Annotated in this window: 12 protein-coding genes; 8 read left to right on the top strand and 4 right to left on the bottom strand. The window is 70.0% G+C overall.

The window, feature by feature from the left end; translation table 11 throughout:
- Nucleotides 1–33 precede the first annotated feature (33 nt).
- A complete protein-coding gene (locus BKA25_RS10160; RefSeq protein ID WP_069850332.1) occupies nucleotides 34–804 on the top strand; it encodes a TetR/AcrR family transcriptional regulator in 771 nt (256 codons plus the stop codon).
- 44 nt (nucleotides 805–848) lie between these two features.
- Here BKA25_RS10160 and BKA25_RS10155 read toward each other — a convergent pair whose 3' ends face one another.
- The 3 genes from BKA25_RS10155 to BKA25_RS10145 form a co-directional block, all read right to left on the bottom strand.
- Entirely contained in the window at nucleotides 849–1697 is an 849-nt protein-coding gene (locus BKA25_RS10155; protein WP_069850334.1) for a DUF5134 domain-containing protein, read from the bottom strand.
- Nucleotides 1697–3373 (bottom strand): PepSY-associated TM helix domain-containing protein, encoded by a 1677-nt coding sequence (locus BKA25_RS10150; RefSeq protein ID WP_069850336.1) that lies wholly within the window; start codon nucleotides 3371–3373, stop codon nucleotides 1697–1699. The genes BKA25_RS10155 and BKA25_RS10150 overlap by 1 nt, the downstream gene beginning before the upstream one ends.
- A 186-nt stretch (nucleotides 3374–3559) precedes the next feature.
- Nucleotides 3560–4285, bottom strand: a complete 726-nt coding sequence (locus BKA25_RS10145) for a YoaK family protein (RefSeq protein ID WP_216637739.1) — start codon at nucleotides 4283–4285, stop codon at nucleotides 3560–3562.
- Nucleotides 4286–4374: 89 nt separating this feature from the next.
- On the opposite strand from BKA25_RS10145, the gene BKA25_RS10140 reads away from it, so the two are divergent.
- The 6 genes from BKA25_RS10140 to BKA25_RS10115 all read left to right on the top strand — a co-directional run bounded on the left by BKA25_RS10140 (nucleotide 4375) and on the right by BKA25_RS10115 (nucleotide 12310).
- The gene (locus tag BKA25_RS10140) at nucleotides 4375–5001 is read left to right on the top strand and encodes a GntR family transcriptional regulator (protein ID WP_069850338.1); all 627 of its coding nucleotides are present in this window, start codon (nucleotides 4375–4377) and stop codon (nucleotides 4999–5001) included.
- Between the two features lie 207 nt (nucleotides 5002–5208).
- On the top strand, nucleotides 5209–6900 hold the full coding sequence (locus tag BKA25_RS10135; protein WP_084643163.1) for an ABC transporter substrate-binding protein: 1692 nt from the start codon (nucleotides 5209–5211) through the stop codon (nucleotides 6898–6900).
- Nucleotide 6901: 1 nt separating this feature from the next.
- The gene (locus BKA25_RS10130; RefSeq protein WP_069850340.1) at nucleotides 6902–7855 is read left to right on the top strand and encodes an ABC transporter permease; all 954 of its coding nucleotides are present in this window, start codon (nucleotides 6902–6904) and stop codon (nucleotides 7853–7855) included.
- On the top strand, nucleotides 7855–8730 hold the full coding sequence (locus BKA25_RS10125; RefSeq protein WP_069850342.1) for an ABC transporter permease: 876 nt from the start codon (nucleotides 7855–7857) through the stop codon (nucleotides 8728–8730). Before BKA25_RS10130 ends, BKA25_RS10125 begins: the two co-directional genes overlap by 1 nt.
- 34 nt (nucleotides 8731–8764) lie before the next feature.
- Nucleotides 8765–10540 carry a gamma-glutamyltransferase family protein gene (locus BKA25_RS10120; RefSeq protein WP_236750294.1) on the top strand — a complete coding sequence of 592 codons (1776 nt, stop codon included), beginning with the start codon at nucleotides 8765–8767 and terminating at the stop codon, nucleotides 10538–10540.
- A gap of 36 nt (nucleotides 10541–10576) precedes the next feature.
- Nucleotides 10577–12310 carry a dipeptide ABC transporter ATP-binding protein gene (locus BKA25_RS10115; protein ID WP_069850346.1) on the top strand — a complete coding sequence of 578 codons (1734 nt, stop codon included), beginning with the start codon at nucleotides 10577–10579 and terminating at the stop codon, nucleotides 12308–12310.
- A gap of 52 nt (nucleotides 12311–12362) precedes the next feature.
- On the opposite strand, the gene BKA25_RS10110 is transcribed toward BKA25_RS10115, so the two are convergent.
- Nucleotides 12363–13250: a helix-turn-helix domain-containing protein gene (locus BKA25_RS10110; protein WP_084643165.1), complete on the bottom strand. Its 888-nt coding sequence runs from the start codon at nucleotides 13248–13250 to the stop codon at nucleotides 12363–12365.
- A gap of 97 nt (nucleotides 13251–13347) precedes the next feature.
- Here BKA25_RS10110 and BKA25_RS10105 point away from each other — a divergent pair, with 97 nt between their 5' ends.
- The gene (locus BKA25_RS10105; protein ID WP_069853812.1) at nucleotides 13348–14202 is read left to right on the top strand and encodes an SDR family oxidoreductase; all 855 of its coding nucleotides are present in this window, start codon (nucleotides 13348–13350) and stop codon (nucleotides 14200–14202) included.
- The last annotated feature ends 396 nt before the right edge of the window (nucleotides 14203–14598 follow it).

The following is a 14598-nucleotide window of genomic DNA, read 5'->3' as shown; positions in this document are numbered from 1 at the left end:
ACCGTACAGAGTTAGTCGTGCAAGGATGTCCCCATGGCCGGAGATCGAAACGGGCCGGCCGATCCGGCCAGGACACTGGCTCTGCTGTGGCGGGAGCCGGGCGCCGGACGACCGGGCCGAGGACCACGTCAAGGGCTGACCATCGACGCCGTCGTCGACGCCGCGATCACGCTGGCCGACAGCGCGGGCCTCGAAGCCGTCACGATGCGTCGGGTCGCCGAATCACTCGGGGTCGCCCCGATGTCGCTCTACACCTATGTGCCGGGCAAGGCGGAGCTGCTGGAGATGATGCTCGACAGCGTCTATCTGGCGATGCCGCGCGCCGACCACGGCGACCGGCCCTGGCGCGAACGGGTGACCTCGATCGCCGAGGAGAACCGAGCGCTGCTACAGGCGCATCCCTGGGTGGCCGCCGCCTCCACCACCCGACCGGTGCTCGGGCCCGGTCAGATGGCGAAGTACGAGCACGAACTGCTGGCCTTCGAAGGGCTCGGACTGCCCGATATCGAGATGGACGCCGCGCTCGCCTTCCTGCTCGGCTTCGTGCACAACGTCGCACGGGTCGCCGCCGATCGGGAGATCGCGGCGCGGGAGAGCACGATGAACGACGAGCAGTGGTGGGCCGCCAACGAACCGCTGCTCGCGAAGATGCTCGATCCGACGCGGTATCCGACGGCCTCGCGAGTGGGGACGGCCGCAGGCGAAGAACACCAGGGCGCCGCCGACCCCGAGCACGCCTACCGCTTCGGGCTCTGCCGCGTACTGGACGGCTTCGAGACCCTGATCGACCAGACCACCGGGTGAGCAGACCTGCCGCGTCCGCCGAGTGCGGACGCGGCAGGATCACCTCAGAGCATCACCAACAGCATGATCCCCATGCCGAGGCTCATCACCGCGTGACAGGCGGCGTCGAATGCCTTGATCCGCAGCACGGACCGATCGCCCGTGCCGACCGGCGCCGGATCGGCCGCGGCCTCGATGAGGGTGTCGCCGGGTGGAGCGTCCGTGCCGGGTAGATAGGGCTCGCTGACCACGGTGGACCCTCGTCTAGCGGTCCGTCCGAGGTCCGTCGCCCGCAATGCGGCCTGGGCGGCATCGACGGCGCCCGCGATCGGCCGCAGCGAGGCCAGCACGAAGTACAGCCCCACCAGACCGGTGAACACGGCGACGCCGGTGGTCAAGCCCAACACTCCCGGAGCCGACCCGACGGCGGCGAGTACCGGCCCGCCCGCTTCGACCGCGCCTGCCGCCGCGAGTCCATGGTTGTGGCCGCCGCCGCCCGAGCTCGGCGCCGACATCGCGGCGGGCATGATGACGATCATCCACACCATGGCGGCCATCATCAGGCTGTGATGCAGCTGCGAGGCGAGGCCGCTGGGCAGGCCACGTCTACGGGCGGTCGACGAGAGGCCGTCGGCCGGTTCCGCGCGCATCCGCCCGACGGCCAGCGCCAGGAACCAGGCGGCGGCCAGCGTGAAGAACACCAGTTGCGGGGTGGCGGGCACGCTCATCCCCCACGGCCATGTCATCGCGATCATCGCAACGCACATCACCAGATGGGTCAGCGCGGAGACCCGTCCCGGCAGGTCCGGTCCGGTTCCCTCGGTACGGCGTGCCAGCACGCCTCGGAGGAATCCGACCGCGGCCAGCCCGAAACCCAGGGTGAACAGCCATTGAAGCAGTGGGCCCTCGACCATCAGATTCCTCCGGTGTTCTCGGGGGTGCGGTCGGATTTCTGCGCAGGCACGACCGAATCGGCGGTGGCGGCGGCCGTGCTGCCGAGCTCGAGGTCCTCGGAGCCTGTGGCTGCCGCTCTATCGGGATCACCGCGCCGGCGGGCCCGAACCCCGAGTAGGACGTCGATCAGGAGGAACACCAGCAGCGAGGCACCCAGCAGCGGCACGAAATAGGCCACGAAGACGCCTGCCAGGATCACCGGTGCCAAGACCCGGCCGGGAATGCGCCGCCAGGCGCCCCTGGTCGGCGGCCTACCGAAGACGAATCCGCCGCCCCTGGCCGGGCGACGCTGCCACCACATCCGATAGCCCCAGAAGATCACCGCCATCAACGACACGGCCAGGAACACCAGTACGGCCTGGTTCACCCAACCGAACAGCAGCCCCATGTGGGCATCGACGCCCCAGCGCGCGAGCTTGGCCGCCAACGAATAGTCCTCGAAGCGCACGACGTCGATGACCTCGCCGCTGCCGGGGGCGACCGCGATCCCGTCCTGTTCCGTCGGCCAGGTACGGCCGACCTCCTGAGCCTTGTAGGCGGTGCCCGGCTCGGTGGGCGGGGTGATCTCCAGTGGCCCGGTCAGTCCCTCGGACAGTGCCGTCTCCCGGACCTGGTCTACCCCGATGTCGCCGCTCGATGCGCCGCTCGATTCCGCGGCGGAACCGGTCCCGGCGGGCAGTTCGGTGGACACGGCCGGTGTCTCCCAGGACAACATGGACCGCAGGGCGCCGACGTTCTCGCCCGCGAAGGTCGACCAGGTCAGGCCGGTCGCCGACAACGCGATCAGACCGGCCGCGGCCCACACCCCCACGGATCCGTGCCAGGACATGGTTCGACGTCGACCCGCAGGCCCGCGCGCGGGCGCGAGTACGGCCCTGGCCCGACGACCCGTCCGGCGACGCACCACCCAGAGCACGACACCCACCGAGACGATGAGCCACAGCCAGCTCGCGGCGAGCTCGCTGTAGAGCCTGCCGAAGTCGCCGAGGTGTAGACCCCGGTGCAGCCAGTCGATCCAGCCGCGCACCGGCAGGGCCTGGCCGCTGCCGTAGGTCTCCAGGACGCCCCGCACCTCGGTCGTATAGGGGTCTACGAAGACCGTCCGGCGGTAGCTCTCCGCCAGGTCGGGGGCATGGAAGATCACCTGGGTGGTGTCGGTCTCCGTCGGGCCAGGACGGATGGCCATCAGCTCGTCGTCGGGCCGCGCCTGTTGAGCCGCCTGGACCTGGTCGGCCAAGGGCTGCACGGTCTGACCGGCTGGAACGTGCAGCTCGTGGTCGTAGATCGCCTGTTCCAGCTGCGGGGTGAAGACATAGAGCAGTCCGGTGAACGCCGCGATGACCAGCAGCGGGGCGACGAACACTCCCGCGTAGAAGTGCAGCCGCAGCACCAGGGGCCGCAGGTATGACCACGCCGAACGGCCTGCGCCATTGCTCGCCGCACTCACGGTGTCCGACGCATCGCGCGGCACGGTCGGTGTGTCGGCAGGCTCTGCCGCCGCCGGATCGGCCGACTGCGCCGTCCGCTGCGTACTTCGAACTGGTTGTCCGTTACCCGTCGTCTCGGGTCTCACCGGGTCTGTCGTCCCGGTGGCTGCCCCGTCGGCTCGCGCCGTCGGTGAGTCCTCGGTGTCCATCGGTGCTCCATCCGCGTCATGACGCCCTCCGCCGAGCCGATCGAAAGGGCACCGGACCGCTGGTCCGGTGCCCCACGGCGGGCGATCGTCATCACACAGGTCGCTGAACACACCCCTTCGGTTCCCCGCAGGTAGCGGCTTTCTCAATCGGTACACCGCCACCCGGCCGAGCGGGCATTACGATGATCACGCGGCGGATCGGGCTACGGGCTCCGCGATCGGGTTCCTGGTGCGGTGGCCGAGCACGGCGACCACGGCGGTGATCAGCACCGAGACCAGCAGCGCAGCCGCGATGTGCCAGAGCAGCAGGGCCGCGCCGACCAGGGCGCCGAGCAGGATGAGGACCACCGCGCTCACTCGGCGGGCCCAGAATCGCCCGTCGCCGCCCGCCAGTCGTGAGTCGGCGGCCAGTCCGGTCAGGGTCGAGGTGACCACGACCGTGGTGACGTCCTTGACCGCGAGCCGTCGGGCCGCCGCCGCCTGGATGCCCATCACCACGGCCATTCCGGTGGTGATCAGCGCGCCCACCGGGTCCCGTGGCTCGGACCCGGTCACCAAGAGGACACCGGACAGTGCGAGCAACGCGCCTGCGACGATGCCGAGCAGCACGGTGGTGTGCGTGGTCCAGCCGGGACCGGCCTTGCGCAGGGCGCGTCCGGCGATGGCCGCCCCGACGAGGTAGCCGAACAGGGCCAACGCGGGGCGCAGCACCGGAAGCCCGGCCCCGTCCTCGCCCGCGCCGCCGTCTACGACACCCATGCCGAGCAGAACGACGTTGCCGGTCATGTTGCCGGTGAAGACGCGGTCGAGGCCCAGATAACCGACGGCGTCGATCACTCCGGTCGAGAAGGTCAGCGCCAGCATCAGAAAAAGATGGGTACGCGCGCGGGTGTCCTCGGAGCTGCTGGTCAACGCTGTGGTCCTGTTCTCGTCGGCTCCCAGACCATCGGGAGGCACGGATATGCTGAGGTTTCTGCCGCATCGAAGGTCAGGAGCGCACCGTGGCCAGCCTCAGTGAGCGGGTCGCAGGCCGAATCCGGCGCGACATCATCCGGGGCGTGTTGGCGCCGGGTACCCGGATCACCGAGGCCGCGTTGAGCGAGACCTACGGGGTCTCGCGGGTGCCGATCCGGGAGGCCTTCCGGGTGTTGGAGACCGAGGGGTTCGTGGTCTCGCGGCCCTATGCCGGGTCGACGGTCGCCGCATTGGACACCGAGGACGCCGACGATCTGTTCGCCGTGCGGGCCACCGTCGAGGAGCGCACCACCCGACGTGCCGCCGCCCGGGCGGGAGCGACGGGGGTGGCCGCGTTGATGGCCGTGGTCGACGCGGGCGATGCCGCCCTGGCCGAGGGCCGTAGGCAGGACCTGACGGACCTGAACACCCGATTCCATCTGACGATCGCCGAGATCGCCGACAATCCGGGTCTGACCGCCATGCTGCGCCAGCTCGCAGGCAAGATCGAGTGGATCTACACCGCCGATGTCGCGGTGCGGGCGGAGAGTTCGTGGATCGAGCACCGGCTGATCGCCTCGGCGATCGAGACGGGCGACATCGAGGGGGCGGCGCGGCTCATGCGTCGCCATGTCGAGACCTCTCGACATGGGTTCCTGCTCCGCCACGGCTGACCTCTGTGCTCTCGGCATCCCGATGCCCACGGCCCTACCTCGCAGGGGCACCACAACGGCGGCGATCGTATACAAAACGGTCGGCACCGGGTAGTGCTCGCATCAATTGATGACCAAGAACCCATTGCACCTGCGGAAACATCGTGGAAACATCGCCAACCTAAGGTCTAGGATCGTATACATTCCTGATGTTCTGTGAGGTCCCGCATGACCCACCCGAACTCCGCGTCGGGCACCCGTCGGGTGCGCGGCGCGCTCCGGGTCCGAACTCGAGTTCGCGGCGCGCTGGCCATTGGCGCGGTGGCGCTGGTCACGGTGGCCGCGGGCGCCTGCTCGCCGGTCCAACCGCCCCCGCCCGTCGGGGACCGGCAGGACGTCACGGGAACGCCGATCGGCGACACCCCGGTTCAGGAGGGCGGCGACCTCGTGATGGGTCTGTCCTCCGAACCGGACGAGCTCGATCCGACGACGTCGACCTCGCTGTACACCCGGTACGTGATGAGCAGCGTGTGCGAGAAGCTCTACGACATCGATGCCGAGGGTGAGCTCGTCCCCCAGCTGGCGACCGAACTGCCCACCACCTCGGATGACGGACTCAGCGTGACCATCCCACTGCGGAACGGGGTGAGTTTCGCCGACGGCGCCGAGTTCGATGCCGAGGCCGTGCGCACCACATTGCTGCGGCACCTGGAGAAGGAGGACTCCTCCCGCCGTACCGAACTCGGGCCCATCGAGTCCATCGAGGTCCTCGACCCCGAACACGTCGTGCTGCACTACAGCGAGCCGTTCGCGCCCATCACCGCCGCGCTTGCCGACCGGGCGGGCATGATCCTCTCGCCGGTGGCGATCGAGGAACTCGGCGACGACTTCGGTTCCCAACCGGTCTGCGTCGGGCCGTTCAAATTCGTCGACCGGGTGCCGCAGACCTCGATCAGCGTCGAACGGGATCCGCTGTACTACGACGCCGACCAGGTGCATCTCGACACGGTCACCTACCGGATCATGAACGACCCCTCGATCCGGGCCGCGAACCTACGGTCCGGCGACGTCCAGGTCGCCGACACGATCTCGCCGACCGAGGTCGACGCGCTCGACCGCGAATCGGGCATCGAGGTGCTCCAGACCGGTTCGCTGGGCTACCAGGGCGTCACCTTCAACGTCGGCAATGTGGACGGCGTCGGAGCCGAGGCGGGAGAGATCGACACCCCGTTGGCCTCCGACCCGCGAGTCCGGCAGGCGTTCTCCCACGCCGTGGACCGGGAGGCGCTGGTCAACTCAGTGTTCAACAACTGGTTCGACCCGGCGTGCTCGCCGATCTCCCCGGACAGCCCGTTCAGCAGCGAGTCGAGCGAGGCCTGTCCCGAATACAACCCGGAGCTGTCGCGGCAGCTGTTGGCCGAGGCGGGCGTCGAGACGCCCTACCGGATCAAGATCTCCGCAGCCAACAACGCGGACACCCTGCGGTTCAGCCAGGCGTTGCAGGCCTCGGTCCTCGAAGGCGGCTTCGAGTTGGAGATCGTGCCCGTGGAGTACTCGACGCTGCTCGACGTCCAAGCGCAGGGCACCTTCGACGCCGTCCAGCTCGGCTGGTCGGGTCGGATCGACCCGAACAACAACATCAGGAACTTCTACGAGACCGGTGCGGGCAGCAACTACGCGGGCTACAACTCGGCCGAGGTCGACGATCTGCTCGCGGCGGCCACCGCCACCGACGACGTGGCCGAGCGCACCGAGCTCTACGGCGAGATCGTGCGGATCATCCATCGGGACAACCCGGTCGTCTACCTGTACCGCCAGCGCAACCTCACCGCGCACCGCTCCGAGCTCGGCGGCGTGGAGGTCTACGCCGACGGAGTGGTCCGGCTGGGCCGCGCGGGCTTCCTGATCGAGGAGGGCTGACGTGGGGCGCTACCTGTTCACCCGGACCTGGCAGTCGCTGATCACGCTGCTGTTGGCCTCCCTGGTGGTCTTCCTCGGCGTTCGGGCGCTACCGGGCGACCCGGCGCTGGCCATGGCGGGCGAGGAGGCCGATCCGGCGCAGCTGGCGGCCGTTCGCGCCGATCTCGGCCTCGATCAGCCGGTGCTCGTGCAGTACTGGCGGTTCCTGACCAATGCCCTGCGCGGCGACTTCGGCGATTCGGTCCGCACCGGGACACCGGTGACCGAGATGATCGGCACCACCCTGCCCGTGACGATCCAGCTGTCGGTCTACGCGCTGGTGGTGGCCGTCCTGTTCGGCATGGTGGCCGGCGTGGTGGCCGCGGTGTTCCGGGGTCGGTGGCCGGAATGGACCGCCAACGGGTTCGCGCTGGTCGCCCTGTCGGTACCCAACTTCTGGTTGGGCATCCTGGCGATCCTCTACCTCGCCGTCGGCCTCGGTTGGTTCCCCGCCTCCGGCTATGTCTCGCCCTTCGAGGACCCGTTGCGCGGGCTGCTGCATCTGACACTGCCCGCGATCATCCTGGGCACCGCCATCGCGGGTGTGGTCATGCGGCAGACCCGTGCCTCGATGTTGGAGACCCTGAGCGCCGACTATGTGCGCACGGCCAGGGCGAAGGGGTTGGGACGCGGCACCGTGTTGGTGCGGTACGCGTTGCGGAACAGCCTGATCACCGTCGTCACGATCGTGGGACTGCAGCTCGGCGGGCTGATCTCGGGGGCGGTGGTCACCGAGCGCATCTTCGGACTGCCCGGCTTCGGAAAACTCACCCTCGACTCGGTGTTCAGCCGGGACTACCCGGTGATCCAGGCGGTGGTGCTCGTGGTCACGGCCGCCTACATCCTGATCAATCTCGCCGTCGATGTGCTCTACACCCTGATCGACCCACGGATCCGAGTAGGAGGTAAGGCCTGATGTCCACCGCTGCCGAGCCCGTGCACGTCGACCTCGCCAGGACCCGAGGTCGAGTGTGGCGTGAACTGCTGCGCAACCCGCTGGGCATCACCGGCGGGATCCTGCTGCTGTTGGTCGTCCTGGCCGCAGTCCTCGCACCCTGGATCGCGCCCTATCCCCCCGCCGAGGTGCATTTCGACGCGCCATTCCAACGGCCGCTGACCATCGGATACGCCCTGGGCACCGATGATCTCGGTCGGGACATCCTCTCCAGGATCCTGCACGGTGCCCGCACCTCGCTGCAGGTGGGCGGGCTGTCCGTGCTGCTCGCCGTCGTGATCGGCACCCCGCTGGGCCTGCTGGCCGGTTATTGGCCGGTGCTCGATGCGGTCGTGTCGCGGTTGACCGACCTGATGCTGGCCTTCCCGTTCCTCATCCTGGCCGTCGGCTTGGCGGCCATCAACGGCCCGAGCCTGACCAATGCGGCGATCGCGCTGGGCATCGCCCAGATCCCCACCATGATCCGGGTGGTACGCGCCGAGACACTGCGGTTCAAGGGTAAGGACTTCGTGCTCGCGGCCAAGGGGCTCGACGCCTCCGGCGGCCGGATCCTCGGCCAGCACATCCTGCCGAACGCGACCTCGGCGATCATCGTGCAGGCCACGGTGATCATGCCGATCGCGGTTATCGGCGAGGCGACGTTGTCCTTCCTCGGACTCGGTATCCAACCACCGACGCCCAGCCTGGGAGTGATGCTCTCCGACGCCCAGCAGTACCTGGTGCGCAGCCCGACGGCGGCGATCTTCCCGGGCCTGGTAATCCTGCTGATCTGTCTCGGATTCAACTTGTTCGGCGACGCACTACGCGACGCACTCGACCCGACCACTCGACGCTGAGGATCTTCCTGTGAGTTTCGTACCCCCTCCCGCGATGACCAGCAGACCGACGTTGCAGGGCACCTTCGGAATGGCCGCGACCACGCACTGGACCGCGTCCGCCACCGCCTCGGCGGTGCTGGAGCGCGGCGGCAACGCCTTCGACGCCGTGGTCGCCGCCGGGTTCGTACTGCACATCGTGGAACCGCACCTGAACGGGCCGGGCGGCGATCTGACCGGCGTCTTCGCCACCGCAGCCGACCCGACCCCGAAGGTCCTCGTCGGGCAGGGCCCCGCGCCGCAGGGCGCCACCGTGGAGCACTTCCGCGCCGAGGGGCTCGACCTGGTTCCGGGGGCAGGCGCGCTGGCCGCCGCCGTGCCCGGCGCCGTCGACGCGTGGTTCGTTCTGCTGCGCGACCACGGAACGTGGGAGTTGGCCGACGTCCTGGAGTTCGCGATCGGCTACGCGCGCAACGGTCACCCGGTGCTGCCGAGGGTGTGCAACACCATCGCCGAGGTCAACGAACTGTTCACCGAGCACTGGCCGAGCTCCGCCGACCTGTGGGCCCCCGAGGGCAGGCTCCCGCAACCCGGCGAGCTGGTCCGACTGCCCGCCTACGCCGAGGTGCTCGACCGGCTGGTCGCCGCAGGGGCCGACGCAGCCGACCGGGAGGGTCGGATCGAGGCGGCGCGGACCGCCTGGCGGGAGGGCTTCGTCGCCGAGGCCATCGAGGAGTTCGTCAAGACCCCGCATCGACACGCCTCGGGCACCGACCACGCCGGGGTGATCACCGCAGCCGACCTGACCGGTTTCTCGGCCGGTTACGAGGACGCGGTGACCCTGGAGTTCCGGGGGCACACCATCGCCAAGACCGGCTTCTGGGGCCAGGGCCCGGCGCTGTTGCAGACGCTGGCGATCCTGGAGGGCTTCGAGGACTCCGAGATCGACCCGAGCACCTCCGCCGGTGCGCACCGCATCGTCGAGGCGATGAAGCTCGCCCTGGCCGACCGGGACGCCTACTACGGCGACGGCGAGGGGGATCTCGCCCCGCCCGCCGCCACGCTGCTCTCCGCCGAGTACGCCGCCCAGCGGCGCGCGCAGATCGGCCAGACCGCCTCGGCGGAGCTGCGTCCCGGTGTGTTGGCCGACCGCACCGCCTTCCAACCGCCGCTGCGTATCACCTACGACCTGCACGGCGCGGGCGCCGCCGCAGGCGAGCCGACGGTCGGCTCCTCCGGCGAGACCAAGGGCGACACCTGCCACCTGGATGTCGTCGACCGCTGGGGCAACATCGTCTCGGTGACGCCCTCCGGCGGGTGGTTGCAGTCCTCCCCCACCATTCCGGCGCTCGGCTTCTGCCTGGGCACCCGGCTACAGATGAACTGGCTGGACGAGCAATCGCCGTCGGGTCTGCGCCCCAACAAGCGGCCCCGCACCACGCTGACACCGACGCTGGTGCTGCGCGACGGGGTGCCGGTGACCGCCTTGGGCTCGCCAGGCGGGGATCAGCAGGACCAGTGGCAGCTGCTCTACCTGCTGCGCACGATCGTCGGCGGCTACACCCCGCAGGAGGCCATCGACGCGCCTGCCTTCCACACCACATCGATGCCCGGTTCCTTCTGGCCACGCACCTGGTCCCCCGGCGAGATGGTGGTGGAGGACCGACTCGGCGACGAGGTCATCGCCGAGCTGGAGGCCCTCGGCCACCGCATCGTCCGGGCCGGTGACTGGGCGTTGGGCAGGCTCTCGTCCGTGACCCGTACCCAGGACGGCATCCTCACCTCGGCCGCGAATCCCCGCGGCATGCAGGGCTACGCCGTCGGCCGCTGACCACCGCACCATCGAGAAATCCGCCAGGAGCCGAGGATGACCCAGATCGCCACGGACACCACGACGCCGCTGCTCGCACTGCGTGATCTCGAGGTGTCGTTCTCCACCGCACCCGATGCGACCCCCGCCGTGCGGGGCGTCGACCTGACGGTGCGTCCCGGCGAGCGGGTCGCCGTCGTCGGCGAATCCGGCTCGGGGAAGTCGACGGCGGCCCTGGCGGTGCTCGGACTGCTCGCGGGCAATGGCCGGATCACCGGCGGACAGGTGCTGTTCCGAGGCGAGGATCTGACCGGTGCGGACGAACGACGACTGCGCCGCCTGCGGGGCCGGGAGATCGGTCTGGTCCCGCAGGACCCGATGTCCAATCTGAACCCCGTCCGGCGCGTCGGCGATCAGGTGGCCGAGACCCTGCGGGCTCATGGGCTGGCCTCCGGCGCGGCGGCGCGGAAACGGGCCATCGAGTTGATGGGCGATGCGGGCATCCCCGATGCGGCCCGGCGGGCCAGGCAGTATCCACACGAGTTCTCCGGCGGTATGCGGCAACGGGTGTTGATCGCGATCGGGCTGGCCTGCCAGCCGGAGCTGTTGATCGCCGACGAACCGACCTCGGCGCTCGATGTGACCGTGCAGCGGCAGATCCTCGACCACCTCGAGACGCTGGTGTCCTCGTCGGGCACCTCGCTGTTGTTCATCACCCACGATCTCGGGTTGGCCGCCGACCGGGCCGACACGGTGTTCGTCATGTCGCAGGGCCGGGTCGTGGAGGCGGGCTCGGCGCGCACCCTGCTGGAGAATCCGCAGCACGAGTACACCCAGCGTTTGGTGGCGGCGGCGCCCTCGGTGGTGACCGCCCGCCGTTTCCTCGGCGGTGACGGCGATCGGCCGCCACCGCCGTCCGTCGAGGAGGCGGGCGAGGCTGGCGCGGCGGGCGGGGATATCGCCGAGGCCATCGCGGCCGAACGCGGCGCGACGGCCGCCGAGGCCGAGGACGACGTGCTGGTGGTCGAGGGGCTGACCAAGGACTACCGGCTGCGCGGACGGCTGTCGGGGACGCTGCGGGCCGTCGACGACGTCGGCTTCCGGGTGCGCCGGGGCTCCACCACCGCGATCGTCGGCGAGTCCGGCTCGGGCAAGTCGACGGTCGCCAAGATGGTGCTCGGTCTGGAGACCCCGACCGCCGGGACCGTCCGGTTGGACGGCCGCGTCGTGCAGACGGCGCGGGGTGCCGAGCGGCGGGCGATCCGCCGCGCGATGCAGCCCGTGTTCCAGGACCCCTATGGCTCGCTGAACCCGATGTTCACCATCGAACGCATCGTGGACGAGCCGCTGCGGGTGTTCCGGGTGGGCGATCGGGCGGCTCGCAGGCGTCGGGTCGCGGAACTGCTCGATCATGTCGCGCTGCCCGGCAGGGTGGCCCAGGCGCATCCCAACGAGCTCTCCGGTGGACAGCGGCAACGGGTCGCGTTGGCCAGGGCACTGGCCCTGGAGCCCTCGGTGGTCATCTGCGACGAGGCGGTGTCCGCGCTGGACGTCCTGGTGCAGGACCAGGTGTTGCGGCTGCTCGCGGGGCTACAGGCCGACCTCGGCCTCAGCTATCTGTTCATCACCCACGATCTGGCGGTGGTGCGGCTCATCGCCGACGACGTCCTGGTGATGCGCGCGGGGCGGGTCGTCGAGCGCGACACCGTCGACCGGGTCTTCGAGAGCCCGGACACCGAGTACACCCGCGATCTGCTCGATGCCATTCCGGGCGCGGGGTTCTTCGGCTGAGGGCGGGGGCGGCTGCGCGCCGCAGACCCGGTGCAGCCCGACCGGCCGGCGATCAACACGACGCGGCAGGCGGCAGTCGGCCCGCCGCGAAGCTCCCCGGCGTGATCCGCATGACCTCGCGGAACTCGGCGGTGAGGTGTGACTGGTCGTAGTAACCCGCCTCGACGGCCAGTCTCGACCACCCGGCGGGGTCCGTGTCGGAGGCCGCCAGAACACTGCGCACCCGGGTGATGCGGGCGAAGCGTTGCGGCGAGACACCGACCGCCTTGGTGAAGAGGGTGCGCAAGTGACGTTCGCTGATCCCGAGCCGGTCCGCGGTGTCGCGGACTCGCGCAGGCGGACGACCGACGCCGGCGCTCAGACTCGACAAGGCATGGCGCACCAGCCCTGCCCGGGCCCGGTTGTGCTCCGACTTCTGCGCAGGCCGGGCGAGGCGTTCGAGTAGGACCGTCTCGATCCGACGCAGCACCCGGGCCGGATCCAATCCCAGATCCACCAGTTCCTCGCTCAAGCGATGGGCTGGGCGGCCCCATAGCTCGCTCAGCGGCGCGATGCGATCGACGACGGCGTCCAGGTCCGCCCCGAGGAGCGACTGGGCTCCGCCGGGCCGGAGCCGCAGTTGCACGCAGATCGGCAGGTGCTTGCCCCGCCGATACTCGGCCCGGGTGCGGGGGCCCTGCACCAGCAGGTCGCCACGACCGCTCGTCGTCGTCCGCCAGACCAGCATCGGCGCGGCGTCCGGCGGCACGGCGATCGTCCGTCGATCGACCACGCCGTCGAGATCGGTCACCGTGATGGTCTCCACCCACGGCCGCAGGCCGGCGGGCACCGCTCGCCCGGCTGTACTCGGTCCGGCGGCGAGCGTCCCGATCACGGCGCCGCTTCGATCAGCGACGCCGTCGGTCGTCGGCGCTAGCGGCCTGCCGATGTCTGCACGCATCTGTTCACGCTAACCTCGCCTGCCGGTCGACCACTCGCCAGGCGAGTGCCGATTCTTCCTATCCCGCCGCGTGGGCCCCGGCGCAGGATCCTCGACCATGATTCTGATCACCGGGGCAACCGGAACCATCGGCAGCAAGGTCCTCGATCTCCTGGTCGAGGGCGACCACGACGTGCGCGCCATGACCCGCGACCCAGCCCGACTGCGGGCCTACGATTCGACGGGCGTGGACGTCGTGATCGGCGACTTCGACCGCCCCGACTCACTGCGCGCCGCCGTCGACGGGATCGACACGGTCTTCCTGCTCACCGCACCCGGAGCGGCGGGGCCCGACCACGATCGGGCCCTCATCGAGGCGGCGATCCGTGCCGGGGTCGGTCGGGTGGTCAAGCTCTCCGCGATCGACATTCCCGGCAGCGGCACCGGGGCGTTCGACTGGCACCGGCCCGGCGAGACCGCGCTACGGGACGGCGGGGTGTCCTGGACCATCCTGCGGCCTGCGGGCTTCGCCTCGAACTCGCTGGCGTGGGCCGAGTCGATCCGTGCAGGCGGCCCGGTGCCGAACATGTCGGGTCCCGGCGCCCAGGGCATCGTCGATCCCCGCGATGTCGCGGAGGTGGCGGTGGCGGCGCTGCTCTCGGCAGAGCACGCAGGCCAGACCTACACGCTGACCGGTCCGGAGAACATCAGCGTCGTCGACCAGGCTGCCCTGATCGGGGCGGAGCTGGGCCGGACGGTGCCCACCGTGGACGTGCCGATCGAGACCGCATGCACCCAGATGCTCGACGCGGGGGCGCCGGCCTCGATGGTGGACATGGCCGCGGAGGGCTTCGCGTTGATCCGTAGCGGCGCGGCCCGATTCGTCTCCGATGACGTCGAGCGGGTGCTGGGCCGCCCCGCCCGTTCCTTCGCCGATTGGATCCGCGATCACCGCGGGTCCTTCACCGGCTAGACGCGTTGCCGCCACGCGGCCGAGGGCGGCGGACTCCGCTGCCTTCGGCCGTCGGCACGAAGCGCCCCGTCAGCCGGCTGTCCGCTCTCCTCTCGCCGTGACGATCAAGAGCACGGCGGCCGGTGGGCGACCTTGACGGCCGACAGGTCTACCATCGCGGTTCAACGACTTCGCGCAGCGCACGATTACGATCGACCCCGGCTCGCGTCGAGTCGACGATCCTCGTATCGCCGGGTACCGAACGAACGTCGCCCGGTCGGGCAGGACGAGTACGGTCCGGGTCTTCGGCCGGAGTGCCACCCACAAGATCAGATCACGGTAAGGACACACCCGTGATCTCCGGCGGAACCTCCTCCTGTCAGACTCTTCGAGCCGATCGAGGCGAGGATGAGATCC

It is taken from the genome of Actinoalloteichus hymeniacidonis, from assembly GCF_014203365.1.
GTDB classification, from domain to species: Bacteria; Actinomycetota; Actinomycetes; order Mycobacteriales; family Pseudonocardiaceae; genus Actinoalloteichus_A; species Actinoalloteichus_A hymeniacidonis.
Note: the sequence above shows the minus strand (reverse complement) of the source record. Positions and strands in the feature narration are given on the sequence as shown.

What these genes read in the sequence shown, in the direction of transcription:
- BKA25_RS10160 (WP_069850332.1), top strand. Translation starts at nt 34, where the DNA reads ATGGCCGGAGATCGAAACGGGCCGGCCGATCCGGCCAGGACACTGGCT.
- BKA25_RS10155 (WP_069850334.1), bottom strand. Translation starts at nt 1,697, where the DNA reads ATGGTCGAGGGCCCACTGCTTCAATGGCTGTTCACCCTGGGTTTCGGG.
- BKA25_RS10150 (WP_069850336.1), bottom strand. Translation starts at nt 3,373, where the DNA reads ATGGACACCGAGGACTCACCGACGGCGCGAGCCGACGGGGCAGCCACC.
- BKA25_RS10135 (WP_084643163.1), top strand. Translation starts at nt 5,209, where the DNA reads ATGACCCACCCGAACTCCGCGTCGGGCACCCGTCGGGTGCGCGGCGCG.
- BKA25_RS10125 (WP_069850342.1), top strand. Translation starts at nt 7,855, where the DNA reads ATGTCCACCGCTGCCGAGCCCGTGCACGTCGACCTCGCCAGGACCCGA.
- BKA25_RS10120 (WP_236750294.1), top strand. Translation starts at nt 8,765, where the DNA reads ATGACCAGCAGACCGACGTTGCAGGGCACCTTCGGAATGGCCGCGACC.
- BKA25_RS10115 (WP_069850346.1), top strand. Translation starts at nt 10,577, where the DNA reads ATGACCCAGATCGCCACGGACACCACGACGCCGCTGCTCGCACTGCGT.
- BKA25_RS10110 (WP_084643165.1), bottom strand. Translation starts at nt 13,250, where the DNA reads ATGCGTGCAGACATCGGCAGGCCGCTAGCGCCGACGACCGACGGCGTC.
- BKA25_RS10105 (WP_069853812.1), top strand. Translation starts at nt 13,348, where the DNA reads ATGATTCTGATCACCGGGGCAACCGGAACCATCGGCAGCAAGGTCCTC.